The following is a 26,639-nucleotide window of genomic DNA, read 5'->3' as shown; positions in this document are numbered from 1 at the left end:
CCGCACTCCACGACTCATTCTTCGATGGCCTCGAGCACGACCTCGATCCTGCGCTCAGGACCCGAATCGTCATCGGCGAAGTGAGTGACGCGGAAATTCCGCCCTGCAACCACGAGCGTCTCCCTCTCGAACTCGAATCCGGAAAGATGTTGGACCGAGACCCCATCGGGAGTCTTGATCGTGAACTGGACGAAGGCATGCGTTTCCGGATGATAGCCCTTGGGCTGGAAGTCGCTCCGCTCCGGGCTGCAACTGACGAACGCGTTCTCCGTCACCGCGTTCCCGGGCGCATAGCGCTTGGCGAAATCATCGAGCGACGTCAGCGGAACACCGATGTTCCGACCCAAGGACACCGGCGCGGCCGACACTTCCCCGGATTCGATCAGGTTGGCCCGCATCTTGTTCAACCCCGAGGTGAGAACTCGTCGGTATTCTTCCTGCCCCGGGAGCTTCTCGTAGTCCGGATGCCCCTCCTCCACCGGAGGATCACCATTGCGCAGACGTTCGTTGAGCTGGTAGCAAGAACCACCCGTCGGACTGTTCGCACCATCCATGGTGTAGCTGCGCATCGCCGTCAGCTCGACATCGGTGACACCTCGCAACGCGACCGGATTCTTCAAGCGCGCCATGACCAGCTCTTCAGAATCGAGCCTCCGATAAGGACGGCCATCGCCGTAGCGCTCCAGGATGTCGCCGAACCGATCAATATCCTGGTCACGGGCGATGAACCCTGCCGTTCCACTACCCGTCGGCGTCGCGAATTCAGCCTCCGCGATCTCTCGTGCCCGCTCCTCCCGAGCCAGAGCTCGCGCAGCGAGCTCCTCGTCCGTGTCCGGTGTGACGCCGAGGGCGTCCGCGATCTTCGAGTTCCCGGACGGCGGCTCCGGCACATCAGGGGCCGGGTCGATGGACGGCTCGGACTTGTCGAGTTCGAATCCGATGTAGGGAGCGGATTCCTGCTCCGCCGTCGCCTCGGAACCCGAGAAGTGGCTCTCTTCCGACGTGGCCCCACCGAGCTGTGAGGAACCGTCCGGTTCTCCGTCCCCAGCATCGTGACGCGGCGGCGGAAAATCGGCGGTCGTCGCGGCCTCAGGCGAACTTCCCGGGCGCGGAGTCGAATCGAATGAGCGATGCTGCGGACCGCCGCCTGAAAGATGCGCACCGTTCGCGGAGCCTGCTTGCGGGAATGCGCTTCGGTGCGGCGCCGGGGGCGTCCCCTGCGGACCGGACGTCACGTTCGGCCTCGGTGGGCGGTCCCCACCGGACGTGTGCGGCCGTCCGTGTTCGGGGAACGCCCCGCCCTGGCCTGTCTGCGGCGCGTGCGACGGGGCGCTCGATGCCATCGGCGGCCGCGGCGCCGGCTGGTACGGCCCTTGAGCCCGTGGGAGGGCATGCGGTGCGAGCGGTGACCACTGTTGGGGAGCGGATTGCGGTGGCCTCGGCGCCGCCTGCCCACCAGGTCCTGCGGCGTGCGGTGCAGGACGGGACGACGGGTGGGAACGGGGCGCCGGTGGTGCTTGCGGCGGTGGCTGCATCGCGCGGTGCTGCGGGTGCGACGGTGGTCTTGACGGAAGCGCCGAAGGGCCTTGCTCGTGTCCCCCGTGTCGGCCGTCACCGCCCGGAGCGTGCGGAGGCCCGTTCTGGAAGCCCTGCCCTGGCGAGCGCGGAGCACTCGGCGGAGTGCCGTGCCCCTGGCCGAACTGCGTGGGGTACTCGCCCGGCCGCGGTTGTGCCGGCTGGGCACGGAACTGCTGCGGTGGGAACTGCCGGTTCAAGTGCGGTGGCGCTTGACCAGGCCACTGATGGGGCTGCGGAGATTTCTGGGCCGCAGGTGGCGGTGGCTGATGTCGCCTGGCCCACTGCTCATGTGGATCGAGCTCGTCGTCCTTCTTCCTCCTGAACGGCCAGATGCTGCGGCGTTCCGCTGCTTCGGCTTGGTCGCCGAAGCGGACCCATTCCGGTTCGTGGCCCGGTGGGTAGGGGCTGTCGTGGACGGCCGTGGTGCCGTCGGGGCGGAAGGCGGTCCACTGGCCGGGTTCGTCGAAGCGCGGTTGCGGGGCACCGGACGCGTCGGGGGTGAAGGACGCGCGGTCGTTGCTGGCGTAGATGTTGCCGAAGTTGTCGACCCAGGCGTCGGTTTTCGGGGCGACGACCTCGACGCCGAGTTCCTTCGCGAGTTCCTGCGCGAAGTTCGGCGTGCCGTCGCCGGTGTCGGCGCCGGTGCGGCAGGCCAGCAGGCGGACCGGTTCGCCCGGCTTGTAACCGGGTGCGGCCTTGATGACCTCGGCCAATTCCTTCGCGTTCAGGTCCGTGCCGCCGAGTCGCACCCCGTGCGGGCCGCCGTGGACTTCGACCGTGAAGCGCTTCGGGTCCACGGCCGGTCGCGGCAGCTTCTGCTGGAACTCCGCCTTGTTGAACACCGGTCCGGAGTGCCGGACCATCGAGATTCCGGCCGTGGTCGCGCGGATGTGCTGGACGTCGGTGCCGAGCTTCGCGTGCAGGTCCTCGGAGATGTCGAGCCTGCGGAAGCGGCTCCCGTCGACGTTCCAGCGGTGGTCGAACCGCTTCTCGTGGGGGATCGGCTCCTCGGCGGCCATCGACTCGCTGGTCGAGTGCTTCGGCTGCTCGGGTGCGGCCGGTTGTGGTCGTTGCGGGGCGCGCGTCGGTTCGAGCGGCGCGGATTGCGCCTCCAGGCGCGGCCGACCGGGTCCCCACGCCGGGGTCGCCGCGCCTCGGACGCCGCCGTAGTGCTCGGGTCGGACCGATCCCCACTGCGGCCCGTCCGCGCCGTTCGGTCGAGGTGCCGGACCGCCGTGCGGCACCTGCGGGCTCCCGACACCCCGCGGAGTCGGCGCGCGTGCACCGGAATCGGCATGCGCGACGCGTGGCATGTCGGGGCGTCCGCCGGGAGCAGGGGCGCCGTCCGAGCGCGGCCCCCGGGGAGCGGCCGCAGCCGGGTGCGGACCGCGCACCGGTGCTTCGCCTGCGCGGAACGGGTGTTGCGGACCGGCGGCGCGCGGGCCGCTGCCGGGTGGGAGGGCGTCGGGACGCGGCTGTGGCGGAGGACCGTCCTGCCGCATCCGAGGCGGAGCGTCCGGGCGCGAGCCGCCGTGCGGCGCACCGCCGGGGCCGCGCGGGAAGTCAGGGCCGCGCGGGGTGCTCTGGTGAGCGGCGCCTGGCCTGCCCGGCGCCTCCGGGCCGCGCGGTCCCGAGTTCCCGCCCGCTTGACGAGCGGCGCCGGGGCTGCCGGGTGTGCCGGTCCAGCCACCGGAGCCTGGGCGTGCTCCCCCGGCGGGGGGTGCCGCGCCGCCAGGGCCTCCTGCGGCGGCCGGGCCGCCACCCCCGGGTGCGGCCTGCGGGTCCTGGCGCGGCGTGTTCGGCGCGGCCGGCGCCTCCGGCCCGGACGGCTGGGGACGTGCGGGCGCCTCCACTCCGGAGGCCGTGGTGGAGGCCGGACGGCTCGGTGCCTCCGCGGACGAACCCGGCGATCCGCCCGCCGCATGCCCACCACCGGAGGTCGGGTCACCTGCCCGCGAACCACCGGCCGGGTCGCCCGCCGCGGAACCACCGACGGCCGACGGCTGTCCACTGTGTCCGCCAGGCGCCGGAGCGTCCGCTCGCGGCGAACTCTCCGGGGCACCGCCGCCCGCCGCCGGACCGTGCGCACCGCCGCCCGCCGGACCGTGCCCGCCCTGCGCGGGCGCACCGGCGCTCGGCGACCCCGGATGCGCGGCGGCACCCTCGTCGGCCCGCGCCGAGCCGGACACGTCAGCACCACCGGACGCCGCGCGCGAGGAACTCCCCGCCTCACCACCGGAAACCGGCGAGAAGTCCGAATCCGTCGACCGCGGCGGGGCGCCCGGCGCGGAACCACCCGGCGCCGACAGATCGCCGCCGGAATCCCCTGCCCCACCACCGGAACCGCCGGGCAGGTCCGGCCCGAACTTGGCCTGGTGCTTGCCGGCGACGTCGGTGCCGAAGACGTCGTCGACCCTCCGCCACGCCTTCTCCGCCGCCTTGTCCGCGATCTTGCCGGAGACGTCGAGCTTGTCGGCGGCCTTCGCGGCGAACCGCCCGGCCTGGGCCGCCTTCTCGCCGGCCTGCTTCCCGCCCTTGCCGAGCAGCCGCATGATGTCGCCGAAGGCCTCGACCATCTTCGCCATCTTCGGCGAGACGTTGCTGATGGTCTTCAGCAACTTCTGCACGACGTCGGAGACCTTGGTGACGGTCTTGGCGATGAACGCCACCGCCTGCGGCACCACCCACGCCAGCGAGACGACCGGCGGCGCGCACGCCTCCAGCGCGTAGGTGATGAGCCGGGAGATGCAGTCGGCGATCAGGTCCCGCACGAAGTCGCGCACGAACGACACGACCATGCCCATCGCCTCGACGACCGTGCCGATGGTCTCCGCGAGCTTCCCCGCGCCGGTCAGCGCCTCGCCCTTCTCCGCGGCGTGCCGCCGGTAGGCGTCGCCCGCGGCACCGGTCCACTGCGCGGTGTCGGCCCGGACGGCCTCGGAGTACCCGGTCGCCGCCGTGTTGATCGAGACCGCGACCTGCTGCCACTGCTGCGCGTACGCCTCGACGCCCTGGGGGTCGCCCGCGAACCAGTCCAGGGCGTCCTGCAACGGCTGCACGTGCTCGATCAGCCACGACAGGCCGTAGGACAGCAGCGTGCCGATGGGGTCGACGACGACGCTGACCGCTTCCATCGCCAGGCCGCCGTAGGCGAGGCCGGACTCGATCCAGCTGGAACCGTCGTTGAGGCTGGTGACGTCGTGCCAGGACTCGGCGATGCCGATGCCCTTGATGCTCTCGGGTGGTTCGGCGGGGTCGGCGGCGTTCTGCGCGTTGCTGAGCGGGTTGGTCACGCCTGCATACCGCCGAGCACGTCCCGGTTGCCGTCGTCGGCGGACTGGTAGTCCTCGGCCGCGGCGCGGACCTCCTGCGCGGTGTCCCGGATGGCCTTCGCGGCTTCCTTGATCGTGTCGATCCCCTGCTGCTCGGCCTGGTCGACCATCCACGCGAACGGCCGGCACAGGATTCCGTAGGCGTCGTTGTCCATCGACACCTGCTCGGAGGTCCGCACCGCGCCGTCCAGCTCGTCCGCTACTCCGTCCACTTTGGACGCGTGCGCGCGCAGGCTCTCGATGACGACGTTCATCTGCTCGGGCATGTCGGTTCTCCCCCGGTCAGCGCAGGAACGAGCCGCGGCTGAAGTCGTCGTCGTCGAAGTCGTCCGGCGCGCGACGGCTCGGCCTGCGCGCAGGACGCTGCGGCCGGTCCTCGTCGGTGCCGATGCGCATCTCCTGGACACCGGGCCGCTTCGGCGGTTCCTCCGGTTCCTCGGGCGCCTCCGGGAAGAACCGGGTCGCCTGGCCCAGCATGTGCCGCACGGCCTCGTCGTCCTCGCCGACGGTGTCCGCCGCGGCCTGCCGCATCCGCTCGGGGAGCCGGGACTGCGCGAGCTGCACGACCCGCATGATCTCCGCCGAGAGCTTGGTCATCGGACGGTTGCCCGCGTTCTCGGCGAGCACCAGGTCCTCGAGCATGCCGCTGGACCCGACGGTCACCTGGACCGCACCGTCGCGCGAGCGCTCGGTGACGGAGAGCTGCTCGATCTGCGCCTGCATGCGGCCGAACTTCTCGGCCTTCTCCGTCGCCCGCTCCTGCCACTCGCGGACCATTCGCTCAGTCGCGCTGATGTCTTCGGGCAACGCCGTCTCCCGCAATGCTCGCGGTCGCCACCCGTGGCCGACGCCCACGCACCGCAACCGATCTTCTCGTGCGGCGGGAACGGTACCAACGCCGACGCGGACGGCGGTGCGGATCACCGCGTTCGCCGCTGTGTCCCGGATCTCCCCGGGCGCCGCCGTCCACACCGGAGTCCGGGTGCGGTGCCCGCCCGCGACGCGATCGCCGCGGGCGGCTCGGGACGAACGGCTCAGCTCTCGCCGTCGTACGCGGGCTGCGGGCTGTGGATGCGACGCGGAGACGGTTTCGGCGCCGGGAACGCCGCGAGCGGCTCCGGTTCGGTGTCCTGCGCCCGCGGCGCCGCGGCGTCGGCCTCCGACGGCTGCTCCGGCACTCCCGGGTCCTCCACCGAGCCGACCGCGGGCAGCAGCGCCGTCGGCGGATCACCCGGGTCGGGCCGGTCCTCCCCGGAATCCCGCCGGTCGTTCCGGTCCTGCTGCTCACCGCCCCATGGGGCGCCCTCGTCGGCCGCTTCGCTCAAGCCGCGCCGATCGTCCTGCACCGGCAGCCGCCGGATCGGGTAGCGCTCGTCCCACTCCTCGTCGGCCGGGCGTTCGCTCGCGGGCGGTTCCGGGTCGTCCGGGTCGTGGGCCAGCGAGTCGCCGAACTCGGCGACGCAGTCCAACGCGATCTGCTCGACGACGTCGCGCAGCTCCAGGTCGGCGAGCCAGCTCACCGGCAACCCGCTGACCCCGATCAGCGCGCCGACGATGTTGCCGCAGATCGCACCGGTGGAGTCGCTGTCGCCGTCGTGGTGCACCGCGATGCGCAGCGCCTTCGCCACGTCGTCACCGCCGGCGAGCGCACCGCACACCGCGATGGCCAGGGCCTGCTCCCCGACCCAGCCGCCGCCGAGCGTCTCCGCGATGTCCTGCGGACCGGGCTCACCCCGTTCGGCCAGCTCCACGGCCTGCTTGAGCAGCGCGCTCGTCTCCTCGTGGCCGTCCCAGGTCTCCAGCACCTGCAGCGCCAGCCACACGCCGTCGTCGAGGGTCTGGCCCAGCAGCGCCTGCTGCACGATCACCGCGAGCGCTCCCGCCGACAAGTAGCCGGAGGGGTGGCTGTGGGTGAGCGCAGCGGCCCGCGCAGCCAGTTCGAACGCCACCGGCGGATCCGGCGAGTACATCGCCATCGGCGCCGAACGCATCACGCCGCCGCAGCCCTTCGAATCGTTGATGGGCTCGGTGAGCGACCCCGCGGCCTGCCCGTCGCCGAACCGCGTCAGCGCCCGGAAGATGGTCTTGCCGGGGGCGCGGGCGGCGAACAGGCCGGGGACCTCCACCAGCCAACCGTCCGGTTCCGGGTACACCGCGCGGAACGCTCCCGCGGCGGCCTCCCACTCGACGCCTTGGGTGTGCAGCCAGCGCTGGTACGCCAGTTGGATCTCCGGCAGCGGGTCGGTGCTGCCGAGGGTGCGCCGCGCGATGCCGCCGCGGATCAGCCCTTCGGCGCTGAACAGCGTCATCTGCGTGTCGTCGGTGATCGCGCCCTGCACGCCGTAGGCCTCCCGCAGGCCCTGCGGGCCCGCGGAGCCGAACTTCTCGGTGATCTGCTCGGCGGTGACGAACTCCAGATCCGACCCGAGCGCGTCGCCGAGCGCGCCACCGAGGAAGCAGCCGAGCACCCGCTCGGTCAGCGACGGCGCGACCTCGTCGGTCGTCTCCGACTTCGCGTGCCCGCCGGAGGCGGCCTTGGTGGCGCGCGCGTCGCTCACCGGCGCCTCCGGCTCGGCAGCGCGGTGCACCGGCGCTTCCTGCTCGGTGGGTTGCGGCGCCTCCGGTTCCGGCACTTGCGGCGGCTGGACCTGCTGTTCCCGCGGTTCCGGTGCGACGTCCGCGCCGCGCTGGTCCGGTTCCGCGGCGTTCGGCACGGGGAGTCGCTCGGTCCCGGGCCCCTCGGCCCGAGGCGTGTCCGAATCCGCGTCGGGGAATTCCACCTCGGCCGCTTCGCCCTGCTCACCGGCGTCGGGAACGTCGTCGGATGTCCACCGCCTGCCGTGCTCGTACGGCTGCCCGGCGGGTGCTTCGTAGGGCTGCTGCGCCGCAGGCGGCGGGCCCTGGGGCGCTTCCGCTTCCTCCACCGGCGGTTCCGGTTCGGCGACCGGGATGCGGCCGGCCTCCTCGGGCCGCAACGAGACGAGCTTCGCCAGCCGGGCCAGCTCTTCCCGATCGGTGCGGTCGGTGGACAGCGAGAAACCACCGGCGCCGAGGTCGGGCATCGGCCGGGACTCGTCGGCGTCGTCGACGGGCCGGTGCGCGGCGAGCAGCGACAGGTCGGTGCGGTCGGTGGTCTGGGTGAACGAGTTCGCCGCGGGCCGCTCGGGTTCCGGGGCGGGCTCGGGTTCGGGCTCCACCGGCCGCGCGACCTGCTCGGGCTCCCCGGTGCCCGGTTCGCCGAACTCCAAGGAATCCGCGTGGGACTCGATCTGACCGAGATCGATGATCATGGTGGGGTCGTTGCTGCCGTCCACCGAGCGGACCGGTTCCGGGCCTCTGCCGCTGTCCACGGTGGTCACGTGCTCAGGAGCGCCGAGCTCCCGCGGGCCCGCGGCCTCGCGCCGCGGATCACCGACGTAGCGCTGCGCCCACTTCGGCAGCGGGGGCGGCGGGGGCGGCGGCGCGAAGGCCTCCGCGGCGTCCGCGCACAGGGTCTCGATGATGTCGCCCAGTTCGAGTTCGTCGCGCCACCGCGGCGGAATCGCCTCCGGCCCGTACAGGGCTCCGGCGAGCTGACCGGCCATCGCGCCCGTGACGCTGCTGTCCGCCGACACGTTGACGGCCATCACCACGGCGTCCGCGAAGCTCCCCGTGGCCGCGACCGAGGCCAGTGCGGTGCCGAGCTCACCGGGCTTGTGCTCCGTGTCGAACTCCGCGTCCAGTTCGGCGGGCTGCGGGCGGCGGCCGTCGCGGGTCGCGAACATCGCCGCGTGCACCGCCCTGCGCACCGCGGCAGGCCCCTCCACGCCGCTGTGCAGCGAGCTCAGCCGGGTGTCGGTGAGCCCCACCGCGTCCCACAACCCGATGTCGCCCTGGATGAGCTGGGTCAGGACGTCCGCGTGGAACCCGGCCGCCCCGTGCACGTTCAGGTCGTCGGTGAGCAACCGAGCCACGTCGGCGCCCGCCGCGAACACGCGGTCCTCCGAGGTGCTCCACACCATCGTCGGCGCCGCCCACACCGCGCAATCGGCGAATCCGGGGCGCACCACCGAACCGAACCGCGAGTCGTGGGTGGCCTGCGCCGGGGGCTGCGTGGCGAGCTTGCCCAGCCCCGACAGGGCGCCACCGGCCGGATTTCGGGTGGAGAACAGCTGCGGCGTCTCCAGCAGCCACCCGCTCGGCTCCGGGTGCGTCTGCAGGTAGCCGGACATGGCGTACTCCCACGGAACGCCCTGCGTGTAGAGCCAGCGCAGGTGGTTCGTGCGGATCACGGGGGTCGGTAACCACTCGGCGGATTCACCGTTGACCGCACGGGCACGCAGCAGCGCCTCCAGGGTGAACACCGCGAGCTGGGTCAGCTCGGTGACGCCGCCGCGCCTGCCGAACACCGGCAGGTAGTCCGCGACGCCCTGCTTGCCGAACCAGTGCTGGATGTCCCAGGCCGAGCGGGTGCGCACCCCCGCGCCCAGCGCGTCGCCCACGGCACCGCCGAGCAGCGCGCCGCGGAACCGGTCCGACCAGCTCAACGCGCGCGGCTCTCGCCGCGACACCGCCGAACCGTGCGTGTTCGCGAACCACGAGGTGTCACCGGTCATCCCCAGTCTCCTGTCGGGTCACCGTGCGGGGCAACGACGCGCGCCATGCGGTCACGAGCCGTCGGTCGCCAGGGCCGCCACACCGTTGAGGCGGATCATGTCCGAGCACTTCCCGGACGTCGCGGCCGTTCCGGTGGAACGGCGTCGATCCCGTTGACCGCACCCCGCAATGTTGCCGCACTTGACCGACACCGATGCCGACTCCCCCGAATGATCGAACGGCCGGGTGTCGCGCGCCGCGGAACGTCGGTGGCCACGACGGGTGCCGCCGAGATCGAGACGTTGCTCACGACGCGATCACCACGCCCGATGCGCACCGCCCGGCCCCCGCCGCCGGGCTCACCCGACACCGATCCCGGCCCGCCACAAGAACCGCCGATCCCCCACCCACCACCGACTCCCCCACGCCGGCGCACCCCCGAATCCCGTCCCCCGAAGCCCCGCACACCCCACCAACCGCCCCCAAATCACCTGATCGGCTGACCAACGCAAGTCAGTACCCAGTCCCGGCTTTTGATCAGTGTCCTGTCAGCGACGAAGTCGCTGAGCAGCGACCACCTACGCAGATCGACCACCCGCGGGTTCTCAGCTGTCTTCTCGCGAGGACAGCTTTTTCCCTCGTGGCGGAGCCACTCGGGAAAAAGATCCCGCAGCGAGAAGACAGCTGAGGTTCCGCCACAGGACCACCCGAGCAAAAAGACCCCGCCCCCCAAGACCTCACCAAGCTGGGTACCTGGTGCTCCAGGTGGCGTTCGTCGGTGGGGCCGGGCTGAACTCGACGAGCGCGTCCTGCGACAACGCCGTCACGACCTCGCGCAGTTCCAGCACGTCCAGCCATTCCGGCGGCAGCGCCCGGTCCCCGTGCAGCGCCCCCACGATGTTGCCGCAGACCATCCCGGTCGAGTCCGAGTCGCCGGAGTGGTTCACCGACAGCCGCAACGCGTCCCGCACGTCGGGCGCGGCGAGCGCCGCGTACAGGCCGATGGCCAGTGCTTCCTCACCGACCCAGCCGCCGCCGAGCCGCTCCTCCAACCGCTCCGGCGCGACGATCCCCTCCGCCGCCAGTTCCACCGCGGCGTCCAGCGACCGCAGCTGCTCCTCGTGGCCGCGCCACCGCAGCAGCAGGTCCCGCGCGAGCCGCACGGCGTCCGGCAGCGGCACGGCGCGGATCAGCTGGTGCACGATGACCGCCAGCACGCCCGCCGACAGGTAGCCGGACGGGTGCCCGTGGGTGAGCGCCGCGACGCCGACGGCCGCGTGGAAGACCTCCGCAGGGTCGTGCGACCAGACCGCGACCGGGGCAGCGCGCATCACCCCGCCGCAACCCTTGGAGTCGTTGATCGCGTTGTCCTGGGACGCCTGCCGGTGCGTGCGGGCGAACCCGATCAGGGCGGTCATGCACGTGTTGCCGGGGGCGCGCGTCGCGAACAGGCCGCGCTCGGTGATCAGCCAGCCGTCCGGCTCGGCCAAGTGCACGGCGTACGGCCCCGCCGATTCCGCCCAGCTCCGGCCCTGCGTGTGCAACCACCGCTGGTACGCGTGCTGCACTTCCGGCACCGGGTCGTTGTCCACGGGCTTCATCCGCCGCGCCACGTGCGCCCGGATCAGGCCTTCCAGCGTGAACAGCATCATCTGGGTGTCGTCGGAGATCTCCGCCTTCTCCTGCGCGGGCGCCGGCTCGGTCAGCCCGGCGGCCCCGTGGCGTTCGCGGATCTTGTCCATCGAGTGGAACTCGACGGCGAAGCCCAACGCGTCCCCCAACGCGCCGCCGAGCATGCTGCCGAGGAAGCGTTCGTGCGCGTCGGGTGGTGCTTGCTGCATCTTCGCTGTCCTCGTTCTCCGACGTGCCAGGCTCTCGACCTACCGGAGATTAGCAACCAGGAGCCCGTGGGCAGGCGGGTTCAGCGACCCGCGCCCGGCCCGCGTTCGATAGGGTCCGGTGCCGTGACCCGCGATCGGTCCAGTTCGCCCGAATCGGGACTGGACCTGCACTTGGACTGGTCCGGTCGGCCGGACAGCGGCGCGCTCGCCGAGGCGTTGCGCGCCGCGATCCGCGACGGACGGCTCGCCGCGGGCAGTCGCGTGCCCTCCACCAGGGCCCTCGCCCACGACCTCGGCATCGCTCGCGGCACCGTGACCCGCGCGTACGTCCAGCTCGGCACCGAGGGGTTCCTGCTGTCCCGGCAGGGCGCGCCGACCACCGTCGCCGACCGGCTCCGCAGCGGCGAACGCCCGGAACCCGCGGCTCCGCGCCCGGCTCCCCGCACGCCGCGCTGGGACTTCCGGCCGGGCAGGCCGAACCTGAGCGCCTTCCCGCGCAAGGACTGGCTCGCGGCGAGCCGTCGCATCCTGCGCACCATGCCCGCCGACGACCTCGACTACGGCGATCCGCAAGGTCCGCTCGCACTGCGGGAAGCGCTCACCGAGTACCTCCGGCGGGCGCGGGCCGTGCACACCTCACCGGATCGACTGATCGTCTGCAACGGCTACAGCGAAGCGTTGTCGCTGATCAGCAGGGCCCTGCACGCGCGAGGCGTGACGTCGGTGGACTTCGAGGACCCGTCGCTGCCGCACTTCCGGACCATCGCCGAGGACAACGGGATGTCGGTGCACGGCGTCCCCGTCGACGACGGCGGCATCGACGTGTCCGCGCTGCGCAGCCCCGCCGCCGTCGTCACCCCCGCGCACCAGTTCCCGCTCGGCGTCACGATGCGGGCGCAGCGGCGGACAGCGCTGATCCGCGCGGCCAAGGCCGACGGCAGGATCATCGTGGAGGACGACTACGACGGCGAGTTCCGCTTCGACCGGCGGCCCGTCGGCTCGCTGCAGGGCATGGCGCCCGACACGGTGATCTACGCCGGAACGGCGAGCAAGACCCTCGCCCCGGCGCTGCGCATCGCGTGGCTGGCGCTGCCCGCGCGGCTCGTCGAACCGGTGCGGGAGATGAAGACGCACGGCAGGTACGGGCCGCTGTTCGACCAGCTCGCGCTCGGCGAGCTGCTCCGCTCCGGCGCCTACGACCAGCACGTCCGCCGATCTCGGGCGGCGTACCGGGCGCGGCGCGAGCAGCTGCTGGAGGGCTTGGACGGCCTCCGGACCCGCCATCGGCGCTATCCGGCGGGGATCTCCGCTGGCCTGCACCTCACTTTGCGCCTCGCCCCGGACGGGCCGAGCGAGCAGGAGATCATGGCTCGGGCGCGCAGCCGCGGCGTCGAGCTCGAAGCGCTCGGGCCGTGGTGGGTGCGCCGCGGCGAGCACCCGCCCGGCGTGGTGATCGGCTACGCAGCTCCGGCCGAGCACGCCTTCCGCCCCGCGCTGGAAGCATTGCTCGACACGCTCGACCCATGACCGTCGGTGGCCCGGCACGCCCCGCTACAGTGCCCTCGCGCGCCGGGCCCTCCCGCCGCCACGGCTGAGGGGAACTGGTGTTCTATCCTGGGTCACCGACCGGCGCACATCAAGGAGAAACCGTGGGCGAGCAGGAAGCAGACCAGGTGACCAGCGAAGAGACCCAAGCCGAGCAGGCCCCGACGCAGCCGGAGAACGGCACCGCCCAGGCCGAGGTGGACACCGCGCAGGCGACGGCACCCACCGATGCCGCCCCGGCGGACGCCGACGCGGCACCGGAGCCCGCGCCCAAGAAGACCCGCGCCCGCAAGCAGAGCACCGCCAAGAAGACCCGCACGGTCGAGCTCACCCTGACCGTGACGGGCACCGCGGAAGGCGAGTGGCAGGCCGAGCTCCTGCACGCCGGCAAGCGGGTCGTCCAGGGACTGCCGGTCCCGGCGGCAGCGGTGTCGAAGGCCGCCGCGGAACTGCACCAGGACATCTCCGAAGCCATCGAAGAAGTCCTGTCCGCCGCTCGGGAGCAGCACGAGGCGAAGCTCGCCGAACTCGAGGCCGAGGTCGAGCGGGTGCGCAAGGCTCTGTCCGAGCTGGAGAGCTGACGACCTTCCCGGTCGGCTGACACGTCCCCGGAACACCGGCGCTCCGATGCGTCCACGGGCGCGGGGCGCCGGTCATCCGGGGATCCGGGACGGTGGCGGCGCGCAACGCCACCGTCCCGGTCACACTCCGCCGAGCCCACTACCGCCAGCGGCTCAGAACTCCAGCACCAACCTCCCCCGCACGCCGCCCGCCTCGAGTGCGCGATGCGCCTCGGCGGCCTCGCTCGCGGGGAACGTCCGCGCGACCCGCAGGCTGAGCGCGCCCTGCTCCACCTGGGCCCGCAACCGGTCGAGCTTCTCCCATTCCTGCGCGTAATCCCGGACCGAGACCGGCCGGTAGGTGATGCCGCGCTCCGCTTCGGCGGTGAAGAACCGGACCGTCGCGATCCGGCCGCCGTCGCGCACCGCGGGCACGACCAGGTCGTTGTGCACCGCGCCGTCCGCGACCGCCGGCACCCCGTCCGGTTCCACCTCCCGGATGCGCGCCGCCACGTCGTCGCCGCGTTCCACGACGACGTCGGCGCCGAGCGACCGGACGAGCTCCCGGTCGGCATCGGCCGCGTCGGCGATCACCCGCAGGCCGTCGGCCTTGGCCAGCTGGACGACGTATCCGCCGAACGCTCCGGCCGCACCGGTGACCGCCAGCGAGTCCCCCGGCGACAGCTCCAACAGGTCCAGCGCTTGCCGGGCTGTCAGCCCGTTCATCGGCAGGGTCGAAGCGGCCACGTGGTCGACCCCGGCCGGAACCCGCACCACCGACCTCGCCGGGAGCACCAGGCTCTCCGAGTAGCCGCCGTGGGCGGCGTGCGGCACGACGACCGCCATCACCCGGTCCCCGACCGCGAGCCCGGTGTCGACGTCCTCGCCCACCTCGTCGAGCTCGCCCGCGACGTCCATGCCGGGGACGTACGGCGGCGGGTTCTCCCGCAACCGCTCGGCGTAGGCCCCGCTGCGCAGCACGGTGTCGGTCGGGTTGACCGCCGCCGCGCGCACCCTGATCCGGACCTCACCGGGGCCGGCGTGCCGTTGCGGGACCTGGAACTCGCGCAGCACGTCAGGCCCGCCGAACTCGGAAACTCCGACTGATCGCATGCCGCGTGCAACTCGGCGGGCGGGCGCCGGTATTCCCGCCGCGGACCACCCGCTCGTGTAATGGCGAACGGGTGTTCGACTCTGGATGATCGGAGTCATGGACCCCAGAACGCGCCACCACCGCCCGCTCCGCCTCGCCCCGGTTCGTCCCCGGACTCCCAGCGGAGCGGTCCGGTCTCCCGAGGCCGATCCAGCCGACCCGACGGCTCAGGCCGGCCCGCCGGAACCACCCGTGGTCACCGACGAGCACGCCGCCGCGTACTCGGATCCCGGTCTGATCGCCGCGATCCGCGAGTGCGAGGCGATGCGCCACCGCCTGCTGCACGACCAGCTCGCCCTGCTCACCGAAGCGCGCCGCCGCGGCCTGCCGACCTGCGGCGGTCCCCGGCGAGCGTCCCACGACCCCGCCGACGCGGAAGGAGCACCGACATGATCGCCACCCGGTTGCGGCACGCCCTGCGCGTGGCCGCTCGCACGCTCGTCGGCCGCAGCGCGGCGGACCTCCCCGGACAGCGGAAGGTCCCCGCTCGAACCCGAGCGGGGACCTTCCGTGCACTGTTCCGCGACCGCGGACCGCGAACCTTACCGGTAGTCGCGACCGAAGTCGTAGTCGTCCAGCGGCACCGCGGCACCGGTGCCCGCGCCGAACACGTCCGGCGTGTAGTAGCCGTCGTCGTAGGACGGGATCGCGTACGCCGCGGCCCGCGCCTCTTCGGTCGGCTGCACCTGGATGTTGCGGTAGCGGTTGATACCGGTACCGGCCGGGATCAACTTACCGATGATCACGTTCTCCTTCAGGCCGACCAGCTTGTCACTCGCGCCTTCGATCGCGGCGTTCGTGAGGATGCGGGTCGTCTCCTGGAAGGAGGCCGCCGACAGCCAGGACTCCGTGGCCAGCGACGCCTTCGTGATGCCCATCAGCACCGGACGGCCCGAAGCCGGGTCGCCGCCCTCCGCCACCACGCGGCGGTTCTCGCCCTCGAACTGCGAGCGCTCCACCGGGGAACCGGGCAGGAACTCGGTCGCGCCCGAGTCGATGATGATGACCCGGCGCAGCATCTGGCGGACGATGACCTCGACGTGCTTGTCGTGGATGCCCACGCCCTGCGAGCGGTACACCTCCTGGACCTCGCGGACCAGGTGGAGCTGGGCCTCGCGCGGGCCCATCACGCGCAGCACCTCGTGCGGGTCGACCGCACCTTCCAGCAGCTGCTGGCCGACGTCCACGTGGTCGCCGTCCGCGATCTGCCGTTCGGTGCCGTCCACCGAGATGACCGCGAGCCGCTGCCGCTTGGACAGCTTGTCGTAGACGATCTCTTCGCTGCCGTCGTCCGGGATGACCGTGATCTTCCAGTACCGGTCGTTGTCCTCCATCCGGATCCGTCCGGGGGCGTCGGCGATGGGCGCCTTGCCCTTCGGGACCCGAGCTTCGAACAGCTCCGTGACACGCGGAAGACCGGTGGTGATGTCGTCACCGGCGACACCGCCCTGGTGGAACGTACGCATCGTCAGCTGCGTACCGGGCTCACCGATGGACTGGGCGGCGACGATGCCGACGGCCTCGCCGACGTCCACCAGCTTGCCGGTGGCCATCGAGCGGCCGTAGCAGACCGCGCACACGCCGACGCCGGACTCGCAGGTCAGGACGCTGCGGACCTTGACCTTGGAAACCTTGGCGCCGAGCAGCTTCTCGATCGCCGGGTCACCGAGGTCGGAACCGCGGGCCAGCACGATGTTGCCGTCCGAGTCCGTGACGTCCTCGGCCGTGGTGCGGGCGTAGATGCTGGTCTCGACGTGCGCGTCGCGCAGCACCGTGCCGTCCGGCAGCACCTCGGCGATCGGCATCTTGATGCCGCGCTCGGTGCCGCAGTCGGTCTCGCGGACGATGACGTCCTGCGAGACGTCCACCAGACGACGGGTCAGGTAACCCGAGTCGGCGGTGCGCAGCGCCGTGTCGGCCAGACCCTTGCGGGCACCGTGGTTGGAGATGAAGTACTCCAGCACGGACAGGCCTTCGCGGTAGTTCGCCTTGATCGGGCGCGGGATGTACTCGCCCTTCGGGTTCGACACCAGGCCACGCATGCCGGCGAGCTGCACGACCTGGGTCATGTTGCCCGCCGCCCCGGACTTCACGATCATGCTGATCGAGTTGTCCTCGGGGAAGTTCTTCTCCATGGCCTCGGCGACCTCGTCCTTGGCCGCCGTCCAGACCTTGACCAGCTCCGCGTTGCGCTCCTGGTAGGACAGCGCACCACGGCGGTAGCGCTTCTCCACCTGCTCGGCGCGCTGCTCGTAGGAGTCGAGGATCTCGCTCTTCTGCGGCGGCACGACGACGTCGGAGATCGACACGGTCACACCGGAACGGGTGGCCCAGTGGAAGCCGGCGTCCTTGAGCCGGTCCAGGGTCTGGGCGACCGCGACCATCGGGTACCGCTCGGCGAGGTCGTTCACGATCGCCGCCTGCCGCTTCTTCGGCAGCAGGTCGTTGACGAACGGGTAGTCCTCGGGCAGCAGCTCGTTGAAGAACACCCGGCCCAGCGTGGTGTCGGCCAGCCACGGCTTGCCCGGCTCCCAGTCCTCCGGCGTGGCCTCCTTGGCGGGCACCACGTCGCGCAACCGGATCCGGATCTTCGCCTGCAGCGACAGGCTGCCGCGGTCGAAGGCCATGATGGCCTCGCCGACCGAGGAGTACGCCTGGCCCTCACCGGTGGCACCGTCGACCAGCCTGGTCAGGTGGTACAGGCCGGTGACCATGTCCAGTCGCGGCATCGCCAGCGGACGACCCGAGGCGGGCGAGAGGATGTTGTTGCTCGAGAGCATCAAGATCCGGGCCTCGGACTGCGCCTCCGCCGACAGCGGCAGGTGCACCGCCATCTGGTCACCGTCGAAGTCGGCGTTGAACGCCTCGCACACCAGCGGGTGCAGCTGGATGGCCTTGCCCTCGACCAGCTGCGGCTCGAAGGCCTGGATGCCCAGCCGGTGCAGCGTGGGAGCACGGTTGAGCAGCACCGGGTGCTCGGCGATGACCTCTTCCAGCACGTCCCACACCTGCGGGCGCTGGCGCTCGACCATCCGCTTCGCGGACTTGATGTTCTGCGCGTGGTTGAGGTCGACCAGCCGCTTCATCACGAACGGCTTGAACAGCTCGACCGCCATCTCCTTCGGCAGACCGCACTGGTGCAGCTTCAGCTGCGGGCCGACGACGATGACCGAACGGCCGGAGTAGTCGACGCGCTTGCCGAGCAGGTTCTGGCGGAACCGGCCCTGCTTGCCCTTGAGCAGGTCGGACAGCGACTTCAGCGGCCGGTTGCCCGGGCCGGTCACCGGACGTCCGCGACGGCCGTTGTCGAACAGCGCGTCCACGGACTCCTGCAGCATCCGCTTCTCGTTGTTGACGATGATCTCGGGCGCACCGAGGTCGATCAGTCGCTTGAGGCGGTTGTTGCGGTTGATGACCCGGCGGTACAGGTCGTTGAGGTCCGAGGTGGCGAACCGGCCACCGTCGAGCTGGACCATCGGACGCAGGTCCGGCGGGATCACCGGCACGCAGTTGAGCACCATGCCGCCGGGGTTGTTCCCGGTGGCCTGGAACGCCGCGACGACCTTGAGCCGCTTGAGGGCGCGGAGCTTCTTCTGCCCCTTGCCGGAGCGGATCGTCTCGCGCAGCAGCTCGGCCTCGGCGCCGATGTCGAAGTCCTGCAGCAGCGCCTGGATGGACTCGGCACCCATGCCGCCGGTGAAGTACTCGCCGTAGCGGTCGTAGAGCTCGCGGTAGAGCATCTCGTCCGAGATCAGCTGACGGGGCTCCAGCTTGGTGAAGGTCTCCCAGATCTCGTCGAGCTTGTCGATGTCGCGCTGCGAACGGTCGCGCAGCTGGCGCATCTCGCGCTCGCCGCCCTCCTTGACCTTCCGCCGCACATCGCTCTTCGCGCCCTCGGCCTCGAGCTCGGCCAGGTCGGCTTCCAGCTTCTGGGCACGGGCCTCGAGGTCCGCGTCCCGCTGGTCGGAGACCCGCTTGCGCTCGACCGTCATCTCGTTCTCGAGGGTCGACAGGTCGTTGTGCCGCATCTCGGTGTTCACCGAAGTGATCACGTACGCGGCGAAGTAAATGATCTTCTCGAGGTCCTTGGGAGCAAGGTCCAGCAAGTAGCCGAGCCGGCTCGGAACGCCCTTGAAGTACCAGATGTGGGTCACCGAAGCGGCGAGCTCGATGTGCCCCATCCGCTCACGGCGCACCTTGGCCCGGGTCACCTCGACGCCGCAGCGCTCACAGATGATGCCCTTGAAGCGGACCCGCTTGTACTTGCCGCAGTAGCATTCCCAGTCGCGGGTCGGACCGAAGATCTTCTCGCAGAAGAGCCCGTCCTTCTCCGGCTTCAGGGTTCGGTAGTTGATCGTCTCGGGCTTCTTGACCTCGCCGAACGACCACTGGCGGATGTCGTCGGCCGTGGCGAGGCCGATGCGGAGTTCATCGAAGAAGTTGACGTCCAGCACGTCGGGTCTTCTCCCTTAGTCGAAAGGTCCGGCCGGCTACCGGCCGGGAATGCCAGGTTGGGTCGATGGCCGGTCCGCGGGCAGGCACATGCCCGCGGACCGGCGGCGAAGTCACTGAACGACGTCGTCCACCGAAGGCGACTCGTTGCGGGACAGGTTGATGCCGAGGTTCGCCGCGGCACGCTCCAAGTCCTCGTCGTCCCCGTCGCGCATCTCGATGGCGGCACCGTCGGTCGAGAGGACCTCGACGTTCAGGCACAGCGACTGCAGCTCCTTGAGGAGCACCTTGAACGACTCCGGAATACCAGGGTCGGGGATGTTCTCGCCCTTGACGATCGCCTCGTAGACCTTCACGCGACCGATGACGTCGTCGGACTTGATCGTCAGCAGTTCCTGCAAGGTGTACGCGGCGCCGTAGGCCTGCATGGCCCAGCACTCCATCTCACCGAAGCGCTGGCCACCGAACTGCGCCTTACCGCCCAGCGGCTGCTGGGTGATCATCGAGTACGGGCCGGTCGACCGGGCGTGGATCTTGTCGTCCACCAGGTGCGACAGCTTCAGGATGTACATGTAGCCGAGGGCCACCGGGTACGGGTACGGCTCACCGCTGCGCCCGTCGAACAGCTGCGCCTTGCCGTTCGCCTTGACCATGCGCTCACCATCGCGGTTCGGCAGGGTCGAGCCGAGCAGGCCGGTGATCTCTTCCTCACGGGCACCGTCGAAGACGGGGCTGGCGGTGTTGGTGCCGGCCTCGACCTCGTAGAGGTCCGACGGCAGCCGCTTCGCCCAGTCCGGGTCCCCGTCGATGGACCAGCCCTGCGAGGCGATCCACCCGAGGTGGGTCTCCAGCACCTGGCCGATGTTCATCCGTCGCGGAACACCGTGGGTGTTCAGGATGATGTCGACCGGGGCGCCGTCCTCGGTGAACGGCATGTCCTCGATCGGCAGGATCTTGCCGATGACGCCCTTGTTGCCGTGCCGGCCGGCGAGCTTGTCGCCGTCCTGGATCTTGCGCTTCTGCGCCACGTAGACCCGCACGAGCTCGTTGACGCCCGGGGGCAGCTCGTCGTCCTCGTCGCGGTTGAACACGCGCACGCCGATGACCTTGCCGGTCTCGCCGTGCGGCACCTTCAGCGAGGTGTCGCGCACTTCGCGCGCCTTCTCGCCGAAGATCGCGCGCAGCAGCCGCTCCTCCGGGGTCAGCTCGGTCTCGCCCTTGGGCGTGACCTTGCCGACGAGGATGTCGCCGCCCTGCACCTCGGCGCCGATCCGGATGATGCCGCGCTCGTCGAGGTCGGCCAGCACGTCCTCGGAGACGTTCGGGATGTCCCGGGTGATCTCCTCGGCGCCCAGCTTGGTGTCGCGAGCGTCGACCTCGTGCTCCTCGATGTGGATCGAGGTGAGCACGTCGTCCTGCACCAGGCGCTGGGACAGGATGATCGCGTCTTCGTAGTTGTGCCCCTCCCACGGCATGATGGCCACGCGCAGGTTCTTGCCCAGCGCCATCTCGCCGTTCTGGGTGCACGGCCCGTCCGCGATGACCTGACCGACCTCGACGCGATCGCCTTCGTTCACGATCGGCTTCTGGTTGGTGCAGGTGCCGTGGTTCGAGCGGTTGAACTTCTGCAGCCGGTAGGTGTGCCGGGTGCCGTCGTCGGCCATCACCGTCACGTAGTCGGCGCAGAGCTCTTCGATGACGCCCGCCTTGTCGGCGGTCACCACGTCCCCGGCGTCGACGGCGGCGCGGAGCTCCATGCCGGTGCCGACCAGCGGCGACTCGCTGCGCAGCAGCGGCACCGCCTGACGCTGCATGTTCGCACCCATCAGGGCGCGGTTCGCGTCGTCGTGCTCGAGGAACGGGATCATCGCGGTCGCGGCGGAGACCATCTGCCGCGGCGAGACGTCCATGTAGTCGATCTCGGTCGGAGCCAGCAGCTCGACCTCGCCGCCCTTACGGCGACCCAGGACGCGCTCGTCGAGGAAGGTGCCGTCCTCGTCGATCGGCGCGTTCGCCTGCGCCTTGACGTAGCGGTCTTCCTCGTCCGCGGTCAGGTAGTCGATCTGGTCGGTGACCCGGCCGTCGACGACCTTGCGGTACGGCGTCTCGATGAAGCCGAACGGGTTGACCCTGGCGAAGGTGGCCAGCGAGCCGATCAGACCGATGTTCGGGCCTTCCGGCGTCTCGATCGGACACATCCGGCCGTAGTGCGACGGGTGGACGTCGCGGACCTCCATGCCGGCGCGCTCCCGGGAGAGACCGCCCGGTCCGAGCGCGGAGAGACGACGCTTGTGCGTCAGGCCCGCGATCGGGTTGGTCTGGTCCATGAACTGGGAGAGCTGCGAGGTACCGAAGAACTCGCGGATCGCCGCCACCACCGGGCGGATGTTGATCAGCGTCTGCGGCGTGATCGCTTCGACGTCCTGCGTGGTCATCCGCTCGCGGACGACGCGCTCCATGCGGGACAGGCCGACCCGAACCTGGTTCTGGATCAGCTCGCCGACGGTGCGCAGGCGACGGTTGCCGAAGTGGTCGATGTCGTCGACCTCGACCGGGACCTCCAGGTCGCCCTCGCCCATCGAGGTCTCGCCGGCGTGCAGCCGGACGAGGTACTCGATCGTCGTGACGATGTCGTCCTCGGTGAGGACGCCGGAGTCGAACGGCAGCTCCAGGCCCAGTTTCTTGTTGACCTTGTAGCGGCCGACGCGGGCCAGGTCGTAGCGCTTCTCCTTGAAGAACAGGTTCTCCAGGAGGGTCTGCGCGCTCTCCTTGGTCGGGGGCTCACCCGGACGCAGCTTGCGGTAGATGTCCAGCAGCGCCTCGTCCTGACCGGCGGTGTGGTCCTTCTCCAGGGTCGCCATCAGCGTCTCGGAGAAGCCGAACCGCTCGCGGATCGCCTCGGCGCTCCAGCCCAGCGCCTTGAGCAGCACGGTGACCGGCTGGCGGCGCTTGCGGTCGATGCGGACACCCACGGTGTCGCGCTTGTCGACGTCGAACTCCAGCCACGCACCGCGGCTGGGGATGATCTTGACGCTGTAGACGTCCTTGTCGGTCGTCTTGTCGACCGAGCTGTCGAAGTAGACGCCGGGCGAGCGCACGAGCTGGGACACCACGACGCGCTCGGTGCCGTTGATGATGAAGGTGCCCTTGTTGGTCATGACCGGGAAGTCACCCATGAACACCGTCTGGCTCTTGATCTCGCCAGTGGTGTGGTTGGTGAACTCCGCCGTGACGAACAGCGGGGCCGCGTAGGTCATGTCCTTGTCCTTGCACTCGTCAACCGAGGCCTTGACCTCGTCGAAGCGCGGATCAGTGAAGGACAGGGACATCGATCCGGAGAAGTCCTCGATCGGGGAGATCTCGCTGAGGACTTCTTCCAGGCCACCGACTGGGCTATCTTCGCCGGCGTCGACCCGGCGCTGGAACCAGGCCTCATTGCCGACAAGCCATTCGAAGGACTGGACCTGCAGATCGAGCAGATCAGGTACTTCCAACGGTTCGCGGATGTTCGCGAACGAGACCCGCCTGGGTGCCCCAGCGATCCCCGACGTGTAGTTGGAAGCTGCAGAGACCTTGGTCGCGCGGGAGACTGCCAAGATGCGTCCTTCCGGGACTCTGAACTGGCTACAGCCGCGTCAGGAGGCGTTGGCAACCAGCTAACACGACTGTCAAGGGTGCAATGGCGCCCACGATCCTACGTCCCGTCATGGGGAGGGCGGAAAGAGGGCAGCGCAAAGTAGCAGTCTAGACGCTACGACGCCACCTGTCGAGGGGCCCGCCGACGAACCGTCCCGGAAGTCGTCTGCGGAGCCGCACCTCGCGAGGCCCTGCCCGTGTTGGTGACCAGAGTGAACCCGCCGCAGCCGACAGTCAAGAGATCACGCTCCGATCACCCTCGTGGCGCAAGACACGATCACTCGACGTGATCGACAAAGCGGTCGTTATACCTGGTCACAACTCCACAGACCGGTGGTTTCGGCGAATTTCCGCCAGTGTTCGCGCAGCCCTGGACAAGCACGGGCGGTCGCTCACCGCACCCGGATTCGTCCGGTTTCGGCCCCGAAGATGACCACTGTTCCCCTATGATCCAGAAGGCCGCCAGCGTTGTCGGCCATCTCACGCCACCGGGCTTCGGGCGAGTCGTCCGGCGGGGCGCGGGAGTGGAACATCGCCCACCTGACCTCGCAGGGAGTCGCGGATCGTGCACGGAACGCGTGCTCCGGCAACCGGCCCATCGCCGCTGGCGCACGGGCTATTCGGTACCCGCGAACATCGGTACGGTGAAACGTCCCGCGACGCCGCGACGTTGATAGTCGTGTGAGCATGCCACAGGAGAATCGGGATGAATGACGATGCGGGTCGGCCGGACGAGCTCGCCGACGGTCGGGCGCGTTCGACCGGGGAGCAGCAGGGCGCCGAGGCTGGAGCGTCGTGGTTCACCGGGACGGGCGGGCAGGCCGTGCCGACGCAGGCAGCCGCTGATCCGGGGCCGACATCGCCCCAGGCCCGGCAAAGTCCGGAGCAGCGCTACGCCGACGCCATCAAGGCGATGAACGAGATCATCTCCACGCTCGACTTCGCGCGGCTGCCCTGGGTCACCGAGGTGTTCCGCGCCACCGCGGGAGTGCTCGACGATCGCGATCCGGCGCGCGCCGGGGTGCTGAACAACCTGGGCAGCGCGTCCCAGCTGATGTACCTGAGCAGCAGACAGCCGGGAGACCTGGAAGACGCGGTCACGTACTACCGGGATGCGTCCTCGCAGGCCGACCAGGGCGACCCGGACCTGGTGCTCTACCGGTGCAACCTCGCGCTGGCGCTGACCGAGCTGGCCACGTCGAGCGGTTCCGTCGGGCACGCCGAGGAATCGGTGCGGGCGGCCCGCACCGCCACCGAGCAGACCCCGCGCCGGGACCCGCGCCGGATCATGACCTTGGTCCGGTTGGCGAACGCGCTGAAGACCCACGCCCGGCTCGCCGAGGACCCGCGATCGGACGACCAGTCGATCGACGCGTTCCGGGAGGCGGCACGCGCGGCGTCCCGCGGGGGCGGGGCGGAAGCCGCGGAGCTGCGGATCAACCTCGGTGCGGCGCTGCTGCGCCGCTACCAGCGCACCGGGTCCCCGCAGGACCTGGACGAAGGCATCACGCACCTCCGTCGCGGCGCCGACGGGTTGGCCGACGGCGAGCCGCGGCGCAACGCGCTGTGCCACCTGGCGAGCGCGTTGCGGTTGCGCTTCGAGCAGGCCGGGGACCTGGCCGACCTGGAAGCGGGGATCAGCGAGCTGGTCGGCGTGCTGGGCGTGCTGACCGCCGGACATCCGCTGCTCGGGCGTGCCCTGGTGCTGCTCGCCGAGTCCACCACCGAGCACGTGGACAGCACCGGTGAGCCGGGGCCGTTGCGCCGCACGCTGCGCGCCTATTCGGCGAGCGCGCGCGGGATGGCGCCCGACGATCCGGAGCAGCCGTTCGCGCTGGCCGGGTACGGAGCCTTGCTGCGCAGGCATTTCCTGCACGGCGCAGAGTCGGACGCGCTGGACACCGCGGTCGCCGCCGGCGAAGCGTCGGTGGAGTCGTCGCAGAACGGCAAGGTGCTGCACTCGCTGGCGCTGAGCCTGCTCACCCGCTACGAGAGCAGCGCCGACGAAGCCGACCTGGACCGCGCCGAGCAGGTGTGCCAGCAGGCGGCCGCGGCTGCCGAGACGGCGCAGCACCTGGCGTGGGCACAGCTGGGAGTGATCTCGGCGCACCGGTTCCGCCGCACCACGCGCACCGGCGAGCTGGAGACCGCGGTCGAATGGTTCGACCGGGCGCTGGAGGCGATGGCCGCGGACGCCCCGGAGCGGGCCGCGGTCGCCACGCACTTGGGCCGGGCGCTGCAGTCCCTGCACCAGCGCACCGGACGTCGCCGGTTCTACCGCTGGGCGCGGCGGGTGCTCGGAGAGGCCGCGGCGCAGACTTCGGCTCCGGCCGACCACCGGCTGCGGGCGGCGAGCTTGAACGGTCGGCTCGCCGCGGGCGCGCAGCGGTGGTCGGAGGCGGTGGAGTCGTTCACCTCGGCCGTCGAACTGCTGCCGCTGGTCACCCGGGCGAAGCGAGCCGTGGCCTCCCCCGCGATGCAGCAGCGCTGGGCCTTGATCGCCGCGGACGCCGCCGCGTGCGCGGTGGAGAACGGCGAGCCGGAACGCGCCGTGGAACTGCTGGAGCACGGCCGCGTCGCGCTGCTGTCGGACTTCCTGCCCGCGGGCGGTGAGCTGGGCGGTCTGCACCGCGATCACCCGGAGCTGGCCGATGAAGCGGTCCGGTTGCGCCGGCTGCTCGATCGGCCGCCGGGTGAGCCCGCGCTGACCGATCCGGACGAGGGCGTCGCGCTGCGCGCACGGCTGGTCGACGCGTGGGAGGACCTGCTCCGCGAGGTGCGCTCCGATCCGGCGCACGCCGGGCACCTGCGATTACAGCCGTTCGCCGAGCTGGCGGGCAACGGTGCCGAAGGCTCCGTGGTGCTGGTCAACCTGAGCCGGTACCGCTCCGATGCGTTGATCTTGTTCGCCGGCCGGGTGATGACGGTGCCGCTGCCGGGAGCGGGCCCGGATTCGGCGGCCGAGCAGGCGCGGGCGGCCCTGGCGGCGACGGACCAGCGCGATCAGCGCGCGCTGCTGGAGGCGCTCGACTGGTTGTGGCACAACATCACCCGCCCGGTCCTGGACCGGATGGGCTACGTGCAGCAACCGGCGGAGGGGCAGCGCTGGCCGCGCATGTGGTGGTACGTGCTGGGGGCGTTGAGCTTCCTGCCGCTGCACGCGGCGGCTTCGAAGGACGGGGCGAGCGCCCTGGACCGGGTCGTGTCCTCGTACGCGCCGTCGCTGAGCACCTTGAACGACACCAGGCGCCGCCCGGTGCCGGACGGCGGCCGGGCGCTGGTGGCCGCCGACTCGCTGGAGCCGGGGGCGCGGGAGTTGCCGCGGGAGAACCAGATCCTCGCCCGGTACTGGCCGGACGCCGAGGTGCTGTCCCCGCGTTCGACGTCGGCGGTGGAGGTCCAGCAGCTGCTGCCCGACACGGCGTGGGTGCACGTGTGCGAACCGAGCGCGCAGTACCCGGGCCAGCCCGCGGCGGGGCTCGTGCTGGATCGGGAGCCACCGCAGCGGGGGCTGGGCGTGGTGGAACTGGGGCAGTTGGGGCTGCACCAGGTCGAGTTCGGCTACCTGGGGCGCTGCTCGACGTTCGTGGACGCCCCGTCGGCCGCGGCGGTGCCGCTGGCCTCCGCGTTGGGTTTCGCGGGATTCGCGCACGTCATCGGCACCCTGTGGGAGGTCGACGAGGACTGCGCCGTGGACGTGCACTCCGAGGTCTACGAAGCCGTGTTCGGTTCCGAGGAGTTCGACACCGGCCGAGCGGCGCACGCCCTGCACGACGCCGCCCGCCGCTTGCGCGCGGACTTCCCCGAGGCACCGTCCCGCTGGTCAGCCCACTTGCACGTAGGCCCCTGACGACCCGAGCTCCCAGGGGAACCGACTCAGCGTGCACCACGTTCGCTCAGCGGCCTTCCCACCGACCTGGAGGGAAGGCCGCTGCCTGAGCGGCGTTGTCGGTCGTTGTCCTGTCAG

General features: G+C 71.0%; 12 protein-coding genes. 4 read left to right on the top strand and 8 right to left on the bottom strand.

Annotated features, from left to right (window positions below; genetic code table 11):
• Positions 1 to 14 precede the first annotated feature (14 nt).
• From BJ969_RS00805 to BJ969_RS00785, 5 genes are all read right to left on the bottom strand, one after another.
• Positions 15 to 4,871 carry a WXG100 family type VII secretion target gene (locus BJ969_RS00805; RefSeq protein WP_184476312.1) on the bottom strand — a complete coding sequence of 1,619 codons (4,857 nt, stop codon included), beginning with the start codon at positions 4,869 to 4,871 and terminating at the stop codon, positions 15 to 17.
• Positions 4,868 to 5,176, bottom strand: coding sequence for a type VII secretion target (locus BJ969_RS00800; RefSeq protein ID WP_184476309.1), 309 nt, complete (start codon positions 5,174 to 5,176; stop codon positions 4,868 to 4,870). The genes BJ969_RS00805 and BJ969_RS00800 overlap by 4 nt, the downstream gene beginning before the upstream one ends.
• 16 nt (positions 5,177 to 5,192) lie before the next feature.
• A complete protein-coding gene (locus tag BJ969_RS00795) occupies positions 5,193 to 5,717 on the bottom strand; it encodes a YbaB/EbfC family nucleoid-associated protein (protein WP_246456646.1) in 525 nt (174 codons plus the stop codon).
• A 227-nt stretch (positions 5,718 to 5,944) separates the two neighbouring features.
• Complete coding sequence (locus BJ969_RS00790; RefSeq protein WP_184476306.1) at positions 5,945 to 9,505, bottom strand: ADP-ribosylglycohydrolase family protein; 3,561 nt, start codon at positions 9,503 to 9,505, stop codon at positions 5,945 to 5,947.
• Positions 9,506 to 10,222: 717 nt separating this feature from the next.
• Positions 10,223 to 11,326: an ADP-ribosylglycohydrolase family protein gene (locus tag BJ969_RS00785; RefSeq protein WP_184476303.1), complete on the bottom strand. Its 1,104-nt coding sequence runs from the start codon at positions 11,324 to 11,326 to the stop codon at positions 10,223 to 10,225.
• Positions 11,327 to 11,449: 123 nt separating this feature from the next.
• Here BJ969_RS00785 and pdxR point away from each other — a divergent pair, with 123 nt between their 5' ends.
• Positions 11,450 to 12,853: a MocR-like pyridoxine biosynthesis transcription factor PdxR gene (gene pdxR / locus BJ969_RS00780; protein WP_343071160.1), complete on the top strand. Its 1,404-nt coding sequence runs from the start codon at positions 11,450 to 11,452 to the stop codon at positions 12,851 to 12,853.
• 122 nt (positions 12,854 to 12,975) lie between these two features.
• A complete protein-coding gene (locus BJ969_RS00775) occupies positions 12,976 to 13,452 on the top strand; it encodes a DUF6319 family protein (RefSeq protein ID WP_425503509.1) in 477 nt (158 codons plus the stop codon).
• Positions 13,453 to 13,605: 153 nt separating this feature from the next.
• On the opposite strand, the gene BJ969_RS00770 is transcribed toward BJ969_RS00775, so the two are convergent.
• Positions 13,606 to 14,544 (bottom strand): NADP-dependent oxidoreductase, encoded by a 939-nt coding sequence (locus BJ969_RS00770; RefSeq protein WP_184476300.1) that lies wholly within the window; start codon positions 14,542 to 14,544, stop codon positions 13,606 to 13,608.
• A 232-nt stretch (positions 14,545 to 14,776) separates the two neighbouring features.
• Here BJ969_RS00770 and BJ969_RS00765 point away from each other — a divergent pair, with 232 nt between their 5' ends.
• Entirely contained in the window at positions 14,777 to 14,977 is a 201-nt protein-coding gene (locus BJ969_RS00765; RefSeq protein ID WP_184476297.1) for a hypothetical protein, read from the top strand.
• A gap of 149 nt (positions 14,978 to 15,126) precedes the next feature.
• Here BJ969_RS00765 and BJ969_RS00760 read toward each other — a convergent pair whose 3' ends face one another.
• A complete protein-coding gene (locus tag BJ969_RS00760) occupies positions 15,127 to 19,038 on the bottom strand; it encodes a DNA-directed RNA polymerase subunit beta' (RefSeq protein WP_184476294.1) in 3,912 nt (1,303 codons plus the stop codon).
• Between the two features lie 111 nt (positions 19,039 to 19,149).
• Positions 19,150 to 22,632, bottom strand: coding sequence for a DNA-directed RNA polymerase subunit beta (gene rpoB / locus BJ969_RS00755; RefSeq protein ID WP_184476291.1), 3,483 nt, complete (start codon positions 22,630 to 22,632; stop codon positions 19,150 to 19,152).
• Between the two features lie 746 nt (positions 22,633 to 23,378).
• Here rpoB and BJ969_RS00750 point away from each other — a divergent pair.
• Positions 23,379 to 26,522 carry a CHAT domain-containing protein gene (locus BJ969_RS00750; protein WP_184476289.1) on the top strand — a complete coding sequence of 1,048 codons (3,144 nt, stop codon included), beginning with the start codon at positions 23,379 to 23,381 and terminating at the stop codon, positions 26,520 to 26,522.
• The last annotated feature ends 117 nt before the right edge of the window (positions 26,523 to 26,639 follow it).

Source organism: Saccharopolyspora gloriosae (genome assembly GCF_014203325.1).
GTDB classification, from domain to species: Bacteria; Actinomycetota; Actinomycetes; order Mycobacteriales; family Pseudonocardiaceae; genus Saccharopolyspora_C; species Saccharopolyspora_C gloriosae.
This window is presented reverse-complemented; position numbering and strand designations above follow the sequence as displayed.